At 69.5% G+C, this 16,635-nt stretch carries 13 protein-coding genes and 1 other RNA gene; 7 read left to right on the top strand and 7 right to left on the bottom strand.

Annotated features, from left to right (window positions below; translation table 11 throughout):
- Positions 1-2: 2 nt before the first annotated feature.
- Positions 3-1,652: a chaperonin GroEL gene (gene groL, locus HYN04_RS11420; RefSeq protein ID WP_110450873.1), complete on the top strand. Its 1,650-nt coding sequence runs from the start codon at positions 3-5 to the stop codon at positions 1,650-1,652.
- A gap of 68 nt (positions 1,653-1,720) precedes the next feature.
- Here the strand turns inward: groL and HYN04_RS11415 are convergent, their stop codons facing one another.
- On the bottom strand, positions 1,721-2,089 hold the full coding sequence (locus HYN04_RS11415; RefSeq protein ID WP_110451409.1) for a phage holin family protein: 369 nt from the start codon (positions 2,087-2,089) through the stop codon (positions 1,721-1,723).
- A gap of 154 nt (positions 2,090-2,243) precedes the next feature.
- On the opposite strand from HYN04_RS11415, the gene HYN04_RS11410 reads away from it, so the two are divergent.
- A complete protein-coding gene (locus HYN04_RS11410) occupies positions 2,244-2,903 on the top strand; it encodes an EF-hand domain-containing protein (protein ID WP_162599639.1) in 660 nt (219 codons plus the stop codon).
- Here the strand turns inward: HYN04_RS11410 and HYN04_RS11405 are convergent.
- The 5 genes from HYN04_RS11405 to HYN04_RS11385 form a co-directional block, all read right to left on the bottom strand.
- Complete coding sequence (locus HYN04_RS11405; RefSeq protein ID WP_110450871.1) at positions 2,884-3,720, bottom strand: TIGR00282 family metallophosphoesterase; 837 nt, start codon at positions 3,718-3,720, stop codon at positions 2,884-2,886. The two genes, HYN04_RS11410 and HYN04_RS11405, sit on opposite strands and share 20 nt — an antisense overlap.
- 9 nt (positions 3,721-3,729) lie before the next feature.
- Positions 3,730-4,314, bottom strand: coding sequence for a 5-formyltetrahydrofolate cyclo-ligase (locus tag HYN04_RS11400; protein WP_110451408.1), 585 nt, complete (start codon positions 4,312-4,314; stop codon positions 3,730-3,732).
- Positions 4,315-4,335: 21 nt separating this feature from the next.
- Positions 4,336-4,496, bottom strand: a non-coding RNA gene (gene ssrS / locus HYN04_RS11395) — 6S RNA.
- A 56-nt stretch (positions 4,497-4,552) separates the two neighbouring features.
- Positions 4,553-4,879 (bottom strand): cell division protein ZapA, encoded by a 327-nt coding sequence (locus HYN04_RS11390; RefSeq protein ID WP_110450870.1) that lies wholly within the window; start codon positions 4,877-4,879, stop codon positions 4,553-4,555.
- 3 nt (positions 4,880-4,882) lie between these two features.
- Positions 4,883-5,146: a DUF4164 family protein gene (locus HYN04_RS11385; RefSeq protein ID WP_110450869.1), complete on the bottom strand. Its 264-nt coding sequence runs from the start codon at positions 5,144-5,146 to the stop codon at positions 4,883-4,885.
- A 130-nt stretch (positions 5,147-5,276) separates the two neighbouring features.
- On the opposite strand from HYN04_RS11385, the gene tkt reads away from it, so the two are divergent.
- From tkt to fba, 5 genes are all read left to right on the top strand, one after another.
- Complete coding sequence (gene tkt / locus HYN04_RS11380; RefSeq protein ID WP_110450868.1) at positions 5,277-7,250, top strand: transketolase; 1,974 nt, start codon at positions 5,277-5,279, stop codon at positions 7,248-7,250.
- A 3-nt stretch (positions 7,251-7,253) separates the two neighbouring features.
- Positions 7,254-8,465, top strand: coding sequence for a formate-dependent phosphoribosylglycinamide formyltransferase (gene purT / locus HYN04_RS11375; protein ID WP_110450867.1), 1,212 nt, complete (start codon positions 7,254-7,256; stop codon positions 8,463-8,465).
- 123 nt (positions 8,466-8,588) lie between these two features.
- The gene (gap, locus tag HYN04_RS11370; RefSeq protein ID WP_110450866.1) at positions 8,589-9,596 is read left to right on the top strand and encodes a type I glyceraldehyde-3-phosphate dehydrogenase; all 1,008 of its coding nucleotides are present in this window, start codon (positions 8,589-8,591) and stop codon (positions 9,594-9,596) included.
- 4 nt (positions 9,597-9,600) lie between these two features.
- A complete protein-coding gene (locus tag HYN04_RS11365) occupies positions 9,601-10,803 on the top strand; it encodes a phosphoglycerate kinase (RefSeq protein ID WP_110450865.1) in 1,203 nt (400 codons plus the stop codon).
- A 12-nt stretch (positions 10,804-10,815) separates the two neighbouring features.
- A complete protein-coding gene (gene fba / locus HYN04_RS11360; RefSeq protein WP_110450864.1) occupies positions 10,816-11,880 on the top strand; it encodes a class II fructose-bisphosphate aldolase in 1,065 nt (354 codons plus the stop codon).
- On the opposite strand, the gene HYN04_RS11355 is transcribed toward fba, so the two are convergent.
- Positions 11,844-16,616: a cytochrome P450 gene (locus tag HYN04_RS11355; protein ID WP_110450863.1), complete on the bottom strand. Its 4,773-nt coding sequence runs from the start codon at positions 16,614-16,616 to the stop codon at positions 11,844-11,846. The two genes, fba and HYN04_RS11355, sit on opposite strands and share 37 nt — an antisense overlap.
- Between the last annotated feature and the right edge of the window lie 19 nt (positions 16,617-16,635).

The following is a 16,635-nucleotide window of genomic DNA, read 5'->3' as shown; positions in this document are numbered from 1 at the left end:
CAATGGCTGCCAAAGACGTCTATTTCGGTTCCGACGCCCGCGACAGGATGCTGCGCGGCGTGAACACCCTCGCCAACGCCGTGAAGGTGACCCTGGGCCCCAAGGGCCGCAACGTGGTCATCGAGAAGTCCTTCGGCGCGCCCCGCTCCACCAAGGACGGCGTGTCCGTCGCCAAGGAAATCGAGCTGTCTGACCGCTTCGAGAACCTCGGCGCCCAGCTGATCCGTGAAGTCGCCTCCAAGACCAACGACAAGGCCGGCGACGGCACCACCACCGCCACCGTCCTGGCCCAGGCCATCGTGGTCGAGGGCATGAAGTCGGTCGCCGCGGGCATGAACCCGATGGACCTGAAGCGCGGCGTCGACAAGGCCGTGGCCAAGGTGGTCGAGTCCATCCGCGAGTCCTCGCGCAAGGTCACCACCAACGCCGAGATCGCCCAGGTCGGCACCATCTCCGCCAACGGCGACACTGAGGTTGGCGAGATGATCGCCAAGGCCATGGACAAGGTCGGCAATGAAGGCGTGATCACGGTCGAAGAGGCCAAGACCGCCGAGACCGAGCTCGACGTCGTCGAGGGGATGCAGTTCGACCGCGGCTACCTGTCGCCGTACTTCATCACCAACGCCGACAAGATGGAGGCTGAACTCGACGAGCCCCTGATCCTGCTCTTCGAGAAGAAGCTGACCTCCCTCCAGCCCCTGCTGCCGGTCCTCGAGGCCGTCGTGCAGTCCGGCCGTCCCCTGCTGATCATCGCCGAGGACGTCGAGGGCGAGGCCCTGGCCACCCTGGTGGTCAACAAGCTCCGCGGCGGCCTGCGGGTCGCGGCCGTCAAGGCCCCGGGCTTCGGCGACCGCCGCAAGGCCATGCTCGAGGACATCGCCATCCTGACCGGCGGTGAGCTGATCTCCGAGGACCTCGGCATCAAGCTTGAGAACGTGACCCTCGAAATGCTGGGCCGCGCCAAGAAGGTGTCGATCACCAAGGACGACACCACCATCGTCGACGGCGCCGGCGCCAAGGACGGCATCGAGGCCCGCATCGGCCAGATCAAGCGCCAGATCGAGGACACCACCTCGGACTACGACAAGGAAAAGCTGCAGGAGCGGCTGGCCAAGCTGGCCGGCGGCGTCGCCGTGATCCGCGTCGGCGGCTCGACCGAAGTCGAGGTGAAGGAAAAGAAGGACCGCGTCGATGACGCCCTCAACGCGACCCGCGCGGCCGTGGAAGAAGGCATCGTCCCCGGCGGCGGCGTGGCCCTGCTGAAGGCCTCCAAGGCCCTCGACGGCCTGAAGGGTGACAACGACGACCAGGAGGCCGGTGTCGCCATCGTGCGTCGCGCCCTCCAGGCCCCGATCCGGCAGATCTCCGAGAACGCCGGCGTCGAAGGCTCGATCGTGGTCGGCAAGGTGCTCGAGAACAGCTCGCCCACCTTCGGCTTCAACGCCCAGACCGAAGAGTACGTGGACATGGTGAAGGCCGGCGTCATCGACCCGGCCAAGGTGGTTCGCACCGCCCTGCAGGACGCCGCCTCGGTGGCCGGCCTGCTGATCACCACGGAAGCCGCCATCGTCGAGGCCCCCAAGAAGGGCGGCGCCGGCGGCGCTCCGGGCATGCCCGGCGGCATGGGCGGCATGGGCGACATGGACTTCTGATCCAGGTCGTTTCCCGAAAGTCCGGGGGGCGGGGCTTCAGGCCCCGCCCCCTTTTTCGTTTCCGGACGTCAGCCAGCCCGCGTGTTCAGGCGCTTCAGGTCGCCCAACAGCATGTAGCCGGCCCAGCTTGTGACCCCGGTGACGACCGCCGCCACCACGGCCGGCCAGAAGCCGGAGATGTGGAAGCCGGGAATGATCCTCGAGACCAGCAGGATCATGCCCGCGTTGATCACCAGAAGGAAAAGCCCGAAGGTGACGACGGTGACGGGAAGGGTCAGGATCACCAGCAGCGGCCTCAGGAGGGCGTTGACCACCCCCAGGAGCAGGGCGGCCAGGAACAGGGTCAGGGGCGCGTCGTAGGTCACTCCGGGAACAATCCGCGAGGCGATGGCCAGGCCAAAGGCGGCGAAAAGCGCGCGAAGCAGAAAATGCAGCATGTCGGACCTCCGGCGTTCCATCAGCGACGCCATGGTGGAAGACTCCGCCACCGGTCCCCCATTGGCAAGCCCCGAAGCCGTCCCCGAGCGGCGGCGCCACATTGACGCCGTCGCAAGACCGTTCTGTCTTCCCACCCAATCGGGAGTTCGCAACATGAGTCGTTCCCCTTTGCGCCGGGCCCGGGGCCTGGCCGGACCCGGGCTTGGACTGGCCATCGCCTCGGTGGGGCTCCTTCCCGCCGCGACGGCCAACGGCCAGTCGTCCCCGGCGAAGGCGCCGGCCGGCGACGCCCTGTTCATCAGCCCATTTGGCGAGCCCTTCCGGTCGGCCACGGGGCTTGCTGACTGGTTCGCCGGCGCCGACGCCGACCATGACGGGACCCTGACCCGGAAGGAGTTCGCCGCAGACGGCCTCAGGTTCCACGCCCGGCTGGACGCCGACCGTGACGGGCGCGTGGATGGTTTCGAGAACAACGCCTACGAGAACGAGGTGGCGCCCGAGATCCTGCCCCAGTCCGCCGCCTTCCGGTCCGACCGGGGCGAGCCGGGCGCACCGGCGCCGCGAAGCCGGGGCCTGGACGGGGCCTCCTCCTTCGGCCTCCTGGACGAACCCCAGCCCGTCCGCGGGGCCGACCGGAACTATGACGGCAAGATCACCGCGGAAGAGCAGTCCCAGGCCGCTGGCCGTCGCTTCGCCCTGTTGGACGAGGCCGCGAGCGGCGGCCTGACCCTGCCGGTCCTGCAGGCGCGTCTGGAGGCCCGGCAGGCGCCGGCTTCCGGGTTCGGTCGCTTCTTCAGGCGGCGGCCGGACTGAGGTCGGGAACGGTCTCGGCGAGGCGCCCCCCGATCCGGATGGGGGCGATCCTCAGCGCGAGGCCGGTGGCGTCGTCGGTCTCGACAAAGACCCCGCATACGGTGGCCGGACCCTCCGCCGGCTTGAACCGACCGCCGGAGATCCGGGTCGTGAACCTGCGGAGGGGCTCTTCCTTCATGTTGCCGATGACGCTGTCATAGTCGGCGCATGCGCCGGCGTCGGTCTGGTAGGCGGTGCCGCCGGGCAGGATCTGGGCGTCGGCGGTGGGAACGTGGGTGTGGGTCCCGACCACCAGGCTCGCCCGTCCGTCGCAGAAGTGGCCCATGGCCATCTTCTCCGAGGTCACCTCCGCGTGCATGTCCACCACCACGGCGTCGGCCACCATGCCCAGGGGGGCCTTGTCGAGCTCGCGGTCCACGGCGGCGAAGGGGTCGTCCAGGCTGTCCATGTGGACCCGGCCCAGGAGGTTGATCACCAGGATGCGCCGCCCGCCGCGGGTCTCGAAGAGGTTGGCGCCCAGGCCCGGCGCATCGGCCAGGACCGGATAGTTCAGGGGGCGGATCAGCCGGGGCTCGCGGACGATGTAGGTCATGGCCTCCTTCTGGTCCCAGGCGTGGTTGCCCAGGGTCAGGCAGTCGGCGCCGGCGTCGAAGAGGTCGCGGGCTGTGCGCTCGGTGATGCCGAACCCCGCCGCCGCATTCTCGGCGTTGATGATGACGAATTCCAGGTCGAGCCGCCGGCGCAGGCCGGGCAGGTGGTCGGCCAGGCCGTCCCGGCCGGACTTCCCGACCACGTCTCCGAAAAAGGCGAAACGCATGCTGTTCCTTCAGGCCTGGGGGAGGCTGCGGTATCCGGCCTCTGTCAGGACGGCGTCAAGGGTCTGATCGTGGGGCTCAAGCGCCAGCCTGTCCACCTCCTGCCCGGCGAAGGCCAGGCCCAGGACGAAGACGGGGCCGGTCCTTCTCAGCCGTTCCAGGGCCCGGTCGTAGTGGCCGCCCCCCTGGCCGAGGCGGCCGCCGAACCGGTCGAAGCCGACAAGCGGCGTGATGACGAGGTCGGGGCGCCGCTCGGGGCTGTCCGGGAGCGGGGCGGGGACGCCGACGGCGTCCGGCGCGAGGGGCGCGTCCAGCGGGGCGTCCAGGAACTTCAGGCTCCCGTCCTCGAGGGCCCGCGGCAGGAGCCGCTCGGCGCCCAGGGCCAGCAGTCGCACTGAGAGGGGGCCGGGATCGATTTCGCCCCCCGCCGGCAGGTAGGCGGCGAAGGTGCGGACCCGGGGCAGGGCGTCGGGGGGCAGGTGACGGGCCGCAGCCTCGCCCGCATCCGGCGCGGCGATCGCCAGCGCCCTGCGCCGGCGCCTGAGGCGCCTTCGCAGGTCGTGTCGGGAGTCTGGGTCAGGGTCGCTGGACGGCAAGGCGTGTCCGGGAAAAGAGGTGGCGGCGCCGCGGAAACCGTGAAGGACTGTTCAATCCCCTCGACCTGGATAACCAGGTGGGCGCCATGTGCCCGGGTCCACGGACCCGGCCAGGGACAGCTCCCTTCGAGTGAATTAAGGTCGCTGGGATTAGTCGCCTTCGACGCGAGCTGCAGCAAGACCCGCCACTTCCCAGTCTAGGTCCGGCAGGCCCCTGCGGCAAGGCCGGCGCGCGACGTCAGGCCCCGGCCAGCTTCTCGACGCGACGGGCGGCGGCCTCCAGGGCCGCGACAGCCCGGCCCTCGACGGACCCGGCCTCGGACTGGAGCCGGGCGTGGTCAGCCTGCAGGCCCGCCAGGCGGCCCCGGAGATCGGACAACTCGTCGGCGAGGAGCAGGGCCGCCATCAGGAAGAGCCGGGTCTCGCCAAGCTGGCCGACATCCTTGGAGACCTGTTGCACCTGGGCGTCGAAAAGGCGGGCCAGCTCTGTGAGGTGGGCCTCCTGGCCGTCCTCGCAGCCGACCACGTAGGGACGGCCATTCACGCTGAGGGTCACCTGGGCCATGGTTCAGCCTTCCCTTCCGCCGCCCAGCACCGCTTCGATCTGGGCGATGGCCTGGCCGAGGGCGCGCGAGGCATCGGCGCCTGCGGCCTCGAGATGGCGCTCCCGCTGGCGGCTTCGCTCCAGTTCGGCGGCAAGGCCGCTGCGGGCGGGGTCGAACAGTTCGCCTTCGCCGCCAGCCCGGCGTCCGGCGAGTTCCTGCTCGAGCAGGGACAGGGCGCGATCCAGCCGCCTGGCGGCCTGGTCGAGGGCGGATTCGTCCTGGGTCATGAGGGACTCCGGAGGTTGCCTTCCCTCTATAGCGCCATACGCCGCGCCGCCGGAACACTTACCTTTCTTGACCCTTCCGGTCCCCTGTGCGAGGCCCAAGCCTCTTCCCGCCGACAACCGGATTCCCCCCATGCCTGTCTCGCCCGTGAAAATGGCCGACGCCATCCGCGTCCTCTCGATGGATGCGGTGCACAGGGCCAAGTCCGGCCACCAGGGCATGCCCATGGGCATGGCCGACGTGGCCACCGTGCTGTGGACGAAGTTCCTGAAGTTCGACGCCTCGCGGCCGGACTGGGCCGACCGCGACCGGTTCGTCCTGTCGGCCGGTCATGGCTCCATGCTGCTCTACGCCCTGCTGCACCTGACCGGGTTCAAGGCGGTGACGATGGACCAGGTCCGGAACTTCCGGCAGTGGGGCTCCAACACCCCCGGACATCCGGAGTTCGGGCACACCCCTGGGGTCGAGACCACCACCGGTCCTCTGGGCCAGGGCATCGCCACCGCCGTCGGCATGGCCATGGCCGAGCGCCACCTGGCCGCCCGGTTCGGCGAGGACCTGGTGGACCACCGGACCTGGGTCATCGCCGGCGACGGCTGCCTGATGGAGGGCGTCAGCCACGAGGCCGCCTCCATCGCCGGACGGTTCCGGCTGAACCGGCTGACCGTCCTGTTCGACGACAACAACACCACGATCGATGGTGAGGCGACCATCGCCGAGACCGGCGACCAGCTGGCCCGCTTCAAGGCCTATGGCTGGGCGGTCAGGGCGGTGGACGGGCACGACCACGGCAAGATCGCCGCCGCCCTCCGCTGGGCGACCAAGCAGGACCGCCCGACCCTGATCGCCTGCCGCACCCGCATCTCCAAGGGCGCCGGGCCCAAGGAAGGCGACCCGCACAGCCACGGCTACACCCTGTTCGACGGCGAGATCGCCGAGGCCCGCAAGGCCATGGGCTGGAACCTGCCGCCCTTCGAGCTGCCGGAGGACCTGGTGAAGGCCTGGCGCCGGGCCGGCCGGAAGGGTGTGCGCACCCGCAAGTCCTGGCAGGGCCGGCTGGCGACCTCGCCCAAGGCCGGCGACTTCCAGCGCGCCATGGCCGGCGAGCTTCCGGCCGGGGCCTTCGAGGCCCTCGACGCCCACATCGCCGCGGCGGTGGACGCCAGGCCCGCGGCGGCCACCCGCCAGCACTCCGGCTCGGCTCTCGATCACCTTTTCCCGGCCATTCCCGAGATGATCGGCGGTTCGGCGGACCTGACCGGGTCCAACAACACCTTCGTCAAGGGAACGGCCGCCTTCGACGTCCCGGACTATGCGGGGCGGTACGTCCACTGGGGCGTGCGCGAGCACGGCATGGCCGCGGCGATGAACGGCATGGCCCTGCACGGGGGCGTGATCCCCTTCTCGGGCACCTTCCTGGTCTTCTCGGACTATTCGCGCCCCGCCATCCGCCTGGGCGCCCTGATGGGGGCCCGGGTCGTCCATGTGATGACGCACGACTCCATCGGCGTCGGCGAGGACGGCCCCACCCACCAGCCGGTGGAGCACGTGGCCTCCCTCCGGGCCATGCCCAACCTCCTGGTCTTCCGCCCCGCCGACGCGGTGGAGACCGCCGAGTGCTGGAAGCTGGCCGTCTCCGCCCGGACCACGCCGTCTGTCATGGCCCTGTCCCGCCAGAAGGTTCCCGCCGTGCGCACCGCCGCCTCCGGCGAGAACCTGTCGGCCCATGGCGCCTACCAGCTGGCCGCCGCCGGCTCCCCCGCTCGGGTCACCCTGTTCGCCACGGGCACCGAGGTGGCCGTCGCCCTGGCCGCCCGCGACCTGCTCGAGGCCGAGGGCATCGGGACCCGCGTGGTCTCCGCCCCCTGCTGGGAGCTCTTCGAGGCCCAGACCGACCGCTACAAGGCCGCCGTCATCGGCGAGACCGAGGTCAGGGCCGCCGTCGAGGCGGGCGTCCGCATGGGCTGGGACCGCTTCATCGGCGCCGACGGGATCTTTGTCGGCATGAAGGGCTTTGGCGCCTCCGCCCCGGCCGAGCGGCTCTATGAGGCCTTCGCCATCACGCCCCAGGCGGTGGCGGACGCCGTCCGCCAGAAGCTGGGCTGAGCCGTGGCCCCGCCGGCCCGCCTGGGCACGCCCCTCTCGCCCTCCGCCGTCCGGGTCCTGCTGCTGGGCTCGGGCGAACTGGGCAAGGAGGTGGTGATCGAGCTCCAGCGCCTGGGCTGCGAGGTCATCGCCGCCGACCGCTACGCCGACGCCCCGGCCATGCAGGTCGCCCACCGCAGCCACGTCCTGGCCATGACGGATGCAGCGGCCCTGCGCGCCCTGGTGGAGGCCGAGCGGCCCCACCTGATCGTGCCCGAGATCGAGGCCATCGCCACGGATGAGCTGGTGCGCCTGGAGGCCGAGGGCCTGGCGACGGTCATTCCCACCGCCAGGGCCGCCCAGCTGACCATGAACCGCGAGGGCATCCGCCGACTGGCCGCCGAGGCCCTGGGACTGCCGACCTCCACCTACGCCTTCGCCAGCTCCGAGGCCGAACTGGCCGAGGCGGCGGCCCAGGTCACGGGCTTTCCCTGCTTCGTGAAGCCGGTGATGAGCTCGTCCGGCAAGGGCCAGTCCTTTGTCGAGGGGGCCGAAGGCATCGCCGCCGCCTGGCGCTACGCCCTGGAAGGCGGCCGGGTGGAGCAACCCCGGGTCATCGTCGAGGGTCGGGTCGACTTCGACTTCGAGATCACCCAGCTGACGGTCCGCAGCCTGGGCGCCGAAGGCGCCGTGCGCACCGACTTCTGCGCGCCCATCGGGCACCGCCAGGTGAAGGGCGACTATGTGGAAAGCTGGCAGCCCCAGGCCATGTCCTCCGCCGCCCTGGAGCGGTCGCGGCGGATCGCCGGGGCGGTGACCGCCGAGCTGGGCGGGTTGGGCGTTTTCGGCGTCGAGCTCTTCGTGAAGGGCGACGACGTCTGGTTCTCCGAGGTCAGCCCCCGGCCGCACGACACCGGCCTGGTCACCCTGGCCACCCAGGTCCAGAGCGAATTCGCCCTGCACGCACGCGCCATACTGGGCCTGCCCGTCGATGCGACCCTGCGCGAGACCGGCGCCAGCGCGGTGATCTACGGCGGTCTTGAGGGGCGTGGCGTGGCCTTCGAAGGGGTCGCCGCCGCCCTGTCTGTCCCCGGCGCGGACCTGCGCCTCTTCGGCAAGCCCGAGGCCTTCGAGCGGCGGCGCATGGGGGTCGCACTGGCCCGCGCCGACGATGTCGACACCGCCCGGGCGAGGGCGGCGGAGGCGGCCGGGAAGGTGCGGGTCGTCGGGGGCTGACCACAGGATTCGGCGGGACGGAGCCTGTCGCTCCCGAAACCGTGATCGTCAGGGTTGACTTCCCTGCCCCGGACCTAAAAAACCGCCGCCAACCAGCGAAGTTAAAGGTTCGGAGACCGATTCATGACTGTGCGTGTCGCCATCAACGGATTCGGCCGGATCGGCCGCAACATCCTGCGCTCCCTGGTCGAGCACGGCCGGACGGACATCGAGGTCGTGGCGATCAACGACCTGGGTCCCGTCGAGACCAACGCCCACCTGTTCCGCTATGACAGCGTCCACGGCCGCTTCGCCGGCGAGGTGAAGGTGGACGGCGACACGATCGACGTCGGCCGCGGCAAGATCAAGGTCACCGCCGTCCGCGATCCCGCCGAACTGCCGCACCGCGAACTGGGTGTCGACATCGCCTTCGAGTGCACCGGCATCTTCACCTCCAAGGACAAGGCCAGCGCCCACCTGACGGCCGGCGCCAAGCGGGTCCTGGTCAGCGCGCCCTGCGACAACGCCGACAAGACCATCGTCTATGGGGTGAACCACGACACCCTGACCGCCGCCGACCTGGTGGTCTCCAACGCCTCCTGCACCACAAACTGCCTGGCTCCGGTGGCCAAGGTCCTGCAGGAGCTGGCCGGCATCGAGCGCGGCTACATGACCACCATCCACTCCTACACGGGCGACCAGCCGACGCTGGACACCATGCACAAGGACCTCTACCGCGCCCGCGCCGCGGCCATGTCCATGATCCCCACCTCCACCGGCGCCGCCAAGGCCCTGGGCCTGGTCATCCCCGCCCTGCAGGGCAAGCTGGACGGCTCGTCCATCCGGGTGCCGACCCCGAACGTCTCGGTGGTGGACCTGGTCTGGACCCCGGGCCGCACCCTGACCGTCAAGGAAATCAACGACGCCCTGCGCGCCGCCGCCGAAGGCCCCCTGAAGGGCGTCCTGGCGGTGACCGACGAGGCCCTGGTCTCCACCGACTTCAACCATGTGGCCGCCTCGTCAACCGTCGCCCTGGCCCAGACCCAGGTGATCGACGGCGGCCTTGGCCGGATCCTGTCCTGGTACGACAACGAGTGGGGCTTCTCCACGCGGATGGCCGACACCGCCGCGGCCATGGCCCGCCTGATCTGAGCCCATGGCCTTCCAGACCCTCGACGACGTTTCCCTGGCCGGCGTCAGGGCCCTGGTCCGGGTGGACTTCAACGTCCCCATGGCGGACGGCGCCGTCACCGACGACACCCGGCTGAGGGCGGCCGTCCCGACCATCGAGAAGCTCCGCGCCGGTGGGGCGAAGGTGATCCTGCTGGCCCATTTCGACCGGCCCAAGGGCAAGTGGGTCCCGGAGATGAGCCTGGCGCCCATCGCCCCGGCCCTGTCAGCGGTTCTGGGGCGACCTGTGACCTTCGTCCCGGACTGCGCAGGCAAGGACGTGGCCGCGGCCGTCGCCGCCATGGCGCCCGGCGACGTGATCCTCCTGGAGAATGTCCGCTTCTATCCGGGCGAGGAGGCCAATGATCCGGCCTTCGCCCGCGCCCTGGCTGTCAATGGCGACCTCTATGTCAACGACGCCTTCTCGGCCGCCCACAGGGCGCACGCTTCCACCGAGGGCCTGGCCCACCTCCTGCCCGCCTGCGCCGGCGAGCAGATGCGGCTGGAGCTGAACGCCCTGGACCGCGCCCTGGGCCGGCCGGAACGCCCGGTCATGGGCATTGTCGGCGGCTCCAAGGTCTCGACCAAGTTGGACCTGTTGTCGAACCTCGTCACCCGGCTGGACAAGCTGGCCATCGGCGGGGGCATGGCCAACACCTTCCTCTACGCCCAGGGGCATGAGGTCGGCGCCTCCTACTGCGAGAAGGACCTGGCGGACACGGCGCGGGAGATCATCCGCCTGGCCGGCCAGCACAACTGCAAGCTCTTCCTGCCCATCGACATCGTCGTGGCCGAGAAGCTGGCCCCCGGCGCTCCGGCGCGGGTGCGCGAGCTGGGCGCCATGGACGACGAGGAGCGGATTCTCGACGCCGGTCCCAAGACGGTCGAGCGCCTGCGCCGGGCCATGGGCAATTCGAAGACCCTGATCTGGAACGGCCCGCTCGGCGTCTTCGAGATGCCGCCCTTCGACCGCGGCACGGTTGACGCGGCCCGCGCCGCCGCCGACCTGGTCAAGGCCGGCAAGCTCGTCGCGGTGGCCGGCGGGGGCGATACGGTCGCGGCCCTGCACCACGCCGGCTGCGCCGATGGTTTCACCTTTGTCTCGACCGCCGGCGGCGCCTTCCTGGAGTGGATGGAGGGCAAGATCCTGCCCGGCGTCGCCGCCCTGACGAAACAGACCCAACGCTAACGGAGACGGCACATGGCCCGGATCACCCTGCGACAGCTCCTCGACCACGCCGCCGAGCACGGCTACGGCGTCCCGGCCTTCAACATCAACAATATGGAGCAGGGGCTGGCCATCCTCGAGGCGGCTGAGGCGACGGACTCGCCCGTCATCATCCAGGCCAGCCGCGGCGCCCGCTCCTACGCCAACGACATCGTCCTGAAGCACCTGATCGACGCCCTGGCCGAGATGTACCCGCACATCCCGATCTGCATGCACCAGGACCACGGGAACAACGAGGCCACCTGCGCCACCGCCATCCAGTACGGCTTCACCTCGGTGATGATGGACGGCTCGCTGATGGCCGACGGCAAGACCCCCGCTGACTACGACTACAACGTCCGGGTCACCCGCAACGTGGTGGACATGGCCCATTGGGTCGGCGCCTCGGTGGAGGGCGAGCTCGGCGTGCTGGGCAGCCTTGAGACCGGCATGGGCGAGAAGGAGGACGGCCACGGATTCGAGGGCAAGCTCGACCATGACCAGCTGCTGACCGATCCCGACCAGGCCGTGGCCTTCGTGAAGGCCACCCAGGTCGACGCCCTGGCCATCGCCATGGGCACCAGCCACGGCGCCTACAAGTTCACCCGCAAGCCGGACGGCGACGTCCTGGCCATGCACGTGATCGAGGAGATCCACCGCCGCCTGCCCAACACCCACCTGGTCATGCATGGCTCTTCCAGCGTGCCCCAGGAGCTCCAGGACATCATCAACCAGTACGGCGGCGAGATGCCCCAGACCTGGGGCGTGCCGGTGGAGGAGATCCAGCGCGGCATCAAGAACGGCGTACGGAAGATCAACATCGACACCGACAACCGGATGGCCATGACCGGCGCCATCCGCAAGGTCTTCGCCGAGAACCCCGGCGAGTTCGACCCGCGCAAGTACCTCAAGCCCGCCATGGAGGCCATGCGCGCCGTCTGCCGCCAGCGGTTCGAGGAGTTCGGAACCGCCGGCCACGCCTCGAAGATCAGGCCGGTTCCCCTGTCGGAGATGGCGAAGCGCTACGCCTCCGGCGCCCTGTCACCGAAGGTGGGCTGAGGCCCGCCTAAAGTCGGCTGAGCCCCTCCGAGCCTCTGGGCCCTGTCCGCCAGGTAGTGCAGGGCCGACCGGCTCGGCATGAAGAAGTAGCCGCCACCCCGCACGGTCACGAAGTCGGGGATGCCCCTCAGCCGGCGCACCGTCCGGCCGTCCGGCAGGGACAGGTCCTGAAGCCTGCCGTCCGAGTCCACGGCAGGGTCGGATTCGCCGGTCAGGCCATGGAAGGACGGATCGCCGATCCAGGTCTGCTGGACGAACTCGAACTGCCGCTCGAGGTCGGCGCAGGCGGCCAGGAAGATCAGGCCCTCGGATTGCTTTCCCTCTCCTTCGGTCTCGAGGTAGGCCCGGCCGCGACGGAGGATCCGGTGGCTGCTGATGTGGTTGGGCGTCTTGAGGTCGTCGGCCATCAGGCTGTCCCGCGGATTCGTACGCCGGACATGGGACCCGAGGGGGCAGGCGAAACCCCGGGGGTCCAGAGTGGCGTAGAGGAAGTCATTGGTCATGTCGGGCTTTCGCGGCTGCCGGTCGGGGTACAGAACCACCGGCGATCCATCCCTCCATCTCCCCACCATCTTGGCGGCGACCCACTCGGCGTCGACCCTGGGGGCGCCAGCCTGGCCCACGAGGGCTGCGGCCGCCTGCCGCGTGTAGTCGATGAAGGCCGCCACATCCTGTTCCAGTTGGCGCACCACCAGGAAGGTCCCGTTGCGGCCGAAATCATGGTCCGCCGCCGCACCGGTCTCCAGTCCAAAGGCCGGATAGCGCCTGTATGCCTGGCCGCGGATCGCGGGAAGGATGTCCAGTGGATCGAGGTGCCCGGGGATCTCGCAGGTCGGGGGCAGGCCGCCGCGCATGTGGGGATAGCCCAGCAGGATCTCCCCGGGGGAGACCTGGTCGGCCTTCAGCCCTGGGTTCCCCCGAAGACCCTTGATGGCCGGGTTGGAGATACCGTCGGCAAACCCAAACGGCTCAGCCCGCAGGCCATTCTCCAGGACCGGACGGACCGGGCTGGTGATCATCTTCACCAGCGTGAGCCCGTGGGCCCCTACGTGGCTGTTGATGACCGCATGACAGGTCCCCGGATTGACCCCGTAGACCAGCAGTACTGCGTCCACGGAGCGATCATCTTCAGGACGCCCGGTCCAGGGAGAGGCGTCTGACCATCGCCAGGCGGCCGGAGACGATGGTCCGGCGTCCCTCAGTACGCGGGACCGACCTCCCATGCCCTGGTTGAATGGGGCCAGGAAGGAGCCGAGCCCCGTGCCGGAGTCCGGCGCCGGCAAGCCCAGTTTGGTCAGTCCGGTGGCCGTAAAGGCCACGAAGGTCGCCGTAGGCTCCTCCGGCAGGTCGCGTCGATCGCCAGTCAGAACCTGGGACCAGAGCCGCTGCTCCCACCGATGCGGGTCAGGGTCCTCGTTCCCGAAGGTCACGGTCCGGGTCAGGGTATCGGCCCAGGCGCCGAGATTGGCGGCGGAATCAAACCTGACTAGTCCGCAGGCCATGGCCGGCAGGGAGCCAAGGCCCCGGAGGATCAGGGTCTGGACCTCGGGGGTCTCGATCTCCTGGTCCGGCCGCTTGACCGAGGCCAGCATGTCGAGCCAGTCCCGCGCCTCGCTGGTGTTGGAGGCCCGCATGAGGCCGTCGTGGATCAGCGCATTTCTGCGGATGTTCTCCAGGGTCAGGCCCGGATAGCCCGAGAACCAGAAGTTGGTTTTCTGCAGGGAGCGCTTGGCGAAACGCTTGAAGGCGTCTGCGTCTGACGCGCCATCCAGCACGAGCAGTCGCGGGGTGGGCGCGCCCTGGCTGTGCCCCCACGCCATGTTCAGGCCTGTCGACGCCAGGGCGGTGAAGTCCTCCAGGTAGCTCAGCCAGGAGCCGTCGTAGTTGGACAGGAAGACCAGGGCCTTCGTGCCCGGCGGCTTCACCCAGCGGGCGAAGTGGATGGTTCCCATCCGCGCCAGGTTACCCTGCCGGAACGCGAACAGCGCCAGGAGCCGGATGAGCCACATGCCGAGGGCGAGGGTGTACCGGCGGAACGGTCCCGCCTTCAGCCGGGTGACCGAGATCATGTGGTTCTGCGCGTACCCCGGTTCGTTCTCGAAGGTCTCGACCTCCGTGACCTGAGCGGGAGAGGCGTTGCTCGGGTCACCGCGGTCGCCCGCCTCGTGGGCGAGCAGGAGGAGCGTGAACACGCCCGCCGCCAGGCCGGCGGTGACCAGGGCCGTAATCGCGACCCAGATGAGGCTCTCTCCGACGATGCCGGCGATGTCGAGGACGCCGGGGAGAGGGCCTCCGCCCGGAAAGATCCGAAGGGACGCCACGATGCCTACAGCGAGGGCCAGGAGGACGCCGAGGGTTACCGCCCTCTGGCGGTCCGCAGCGATAAGGGCGGCGACCCGGCCTGGCGGAGGGTTCTCACTGTCCGGGCTCGTCACGTAGTCCGCAAAGGCAAGCCGCTGGCTCCTCGGCCGGATCAGGAAGCTCCTGAAGGCGGCGCCCCTCTGGAACAATGGCCCCATCGCGATTGGATCGGGCGCGGTCGGGACGACACTCGGATCCTGGCGGATAAGTCGCCGGACTGTGTCCAGGACGTTCAGGGCGTCGGGGACGGCCTCCGTACCCCGAGCGCCGAGGCCGGACTCCACCGGGCCATGAAGGTTCAGATAGTCGATCACCTCTCGCACGAAATCCGCGAGGTCCTTCTGCCGGCGGATATCCGAGGCGGAGATTCCGACGGACCCCGGATACTGGAGGCCTGTCGCGCCCCAGGGCGTGCACCGGATGTCCAGGACGTTCTGGCTCAGGAACCGTGCAAGGTCGTCCGTTGTGGCCAGAGAGGGATCCACCTGCCTGAAGACGGGAAGCCAGTCCGTCATCTCACTGGCAAGGGCGGCGATCGCCGACCCGGCGTCCCCGTCCACATTCAGGTCACCCACGAGCCAATGCTCGGGCTTGGTCGCCGTGCCCAGGTCAAGGACGCTGAAGGAAGCGAAGTGAACGATGTCGGCGGTTCCAAGGCCGCCGTTGCCTGGCGCCTGCCTCATGCCCTGCAGGGCCATCTGGATCACTTCGGGCTTCGCTCCCGGCGGCAGAGGAGCCGCAATGACCATCAGGGTCTGCTGATCCGCGAAGACGGCCGGCCTTGCATTCCCGCCGCCGGATCTGTCCGGGCGCCAGGTCATCTCCATGTGTCTCGGGTAGGGACCCGCAGACCGCACCTTGCCGGCGTTGCCCGCCGCAGGCTGCAGGTCCTCACGCGAGAAGAGGGCCACGGCGATCTCGACCATCACGGCGACGGCCAGGTGAATGCCGACGCACTTGTGGACCCCCCAGCCGAACATGATCTCGGCGGCCTGCTTTTCCGCCAGGGGCCGGTCGGGGTTGAAGGTGTTGGGCCGATGGAAGCGACGGCCATCCCGGAGGGCGGAGGCGGTGGCCGCCATGACCAGGTCGCCAGGCCGGACCGCAGCGGCGCGCAGCGTCCCCTTGGCGATCACGCCCTTGGCCGCGGCGATCCGGAACTGGCCCGGGAAGAGGGTCGGCGACAGCCGCGCGGCTTCCAGCAGGATGTCCCGCAGGCGTGCTCGAGCGGCGACTGCAGAGCCGGGTCCACCGTTACGCGCCACCGCTGCGACACGCCGCGCCTCTGTCCACCATTCCGGCCAGGAAAGGAGCTCTTCGATGATGGCGGTCATCCCGATGGTCGTCGTCGGAATCAGTCCCGTCGCATTGCCGGTCAGGAAGCTGATGATCTCGGCATGGGTGATCTGGCCCTTATCCTGAAGAGTGAGGAGGCGATCGATCAGGGTGTCGTTCCCGCGCCTCGCCCTGGCGACGTCGAGGCTACGCTCCACAATCGCCCGGAAGTGAAGGGCCGCCTGCAGGGCCTGGGACCGGGTCTCGGGGACCCCGAAGGGATCGGCGAAGACCAGTCGGTTGATGCCGATGGTCCAGTCGGCGAGGGCGTCCGGGTCCGGGGCCTCGAGTCCGAAGTAGTCGATGCAGGTCTCTGCGGCCGTGCGCCGGATAAGGTCGGCGACCACATCTATCCGGCCCTGCGCCTGTTCCACGAGGGCGGTGGCCACCTCGGCGGCCCGACGCTCGACCCGCGCGCGGTCGCCGGGATTCGCGATCTGTCCGACGACCGCGTCGAGAACCTGGCGCGCCGCAGTGTGTTCAGCGCCATTCATGCCAAGCACGAAGTTGGCCCCTTGGCCCATGTCCATCATTTCCGCGCCATAGGCGGTCTCAAAGACGGCTGGGGTCGTCAGGACTGCAGCCACGTCGTCATACCGGGTCACCAGCCGGAGGGGGATCGGCCAGAGCCTCGCGTTCGGCGCCATGACCCGGATCACTCCCAGGCCCAGCCCGGTGATGGCCTTGATGAAGCTGTCCATGCCGATGGCGAGGCCGCCGGCGGGGGCTTCCGGATCCAGCCTGAAGGGCGCGGGCTTCTGGAAGGGATCCGCTTTCTCAAGCGCCCGTGCGGCGTCGATCTTGCCCCAGTACTTCTGTGTCAGCTTCTGCCTGAGGTCGCCGGGGCCTCCCCGCACCAGCCAGAGGGCCGCCTTCCCCAGGATTACGATGGCCAACAGGCCAAAGGCGAAGGGGGCAAGCCCAGGCCAGGTTCTCAGGGCCCAAGCCGCTACGACGCCACCCAGCCAAAGAATGGCCACGACCGGCAGGGCCCAAAGGCCCGCCACCAGAATGAACTCACGAACCCGCCCCACCCACATGTCTAGGCTCCGCTCCTGC

It is taken from the genome of Phenylobacterium parvum (assembly GCF_003150835.1).
In the GTDB taxonomy this organism is placed as follows: Bacteria; Pseudomonadota; Alphaproteobacteria; order Caulobacterales; family Caulobacteraceae; genus Phenylobacterium; species Phenylobacterium parvum.
Note: the sequence above shows the minus strand (reverse complement) of the source record. Positions and strands in the feature narration are given on the sequence as shown.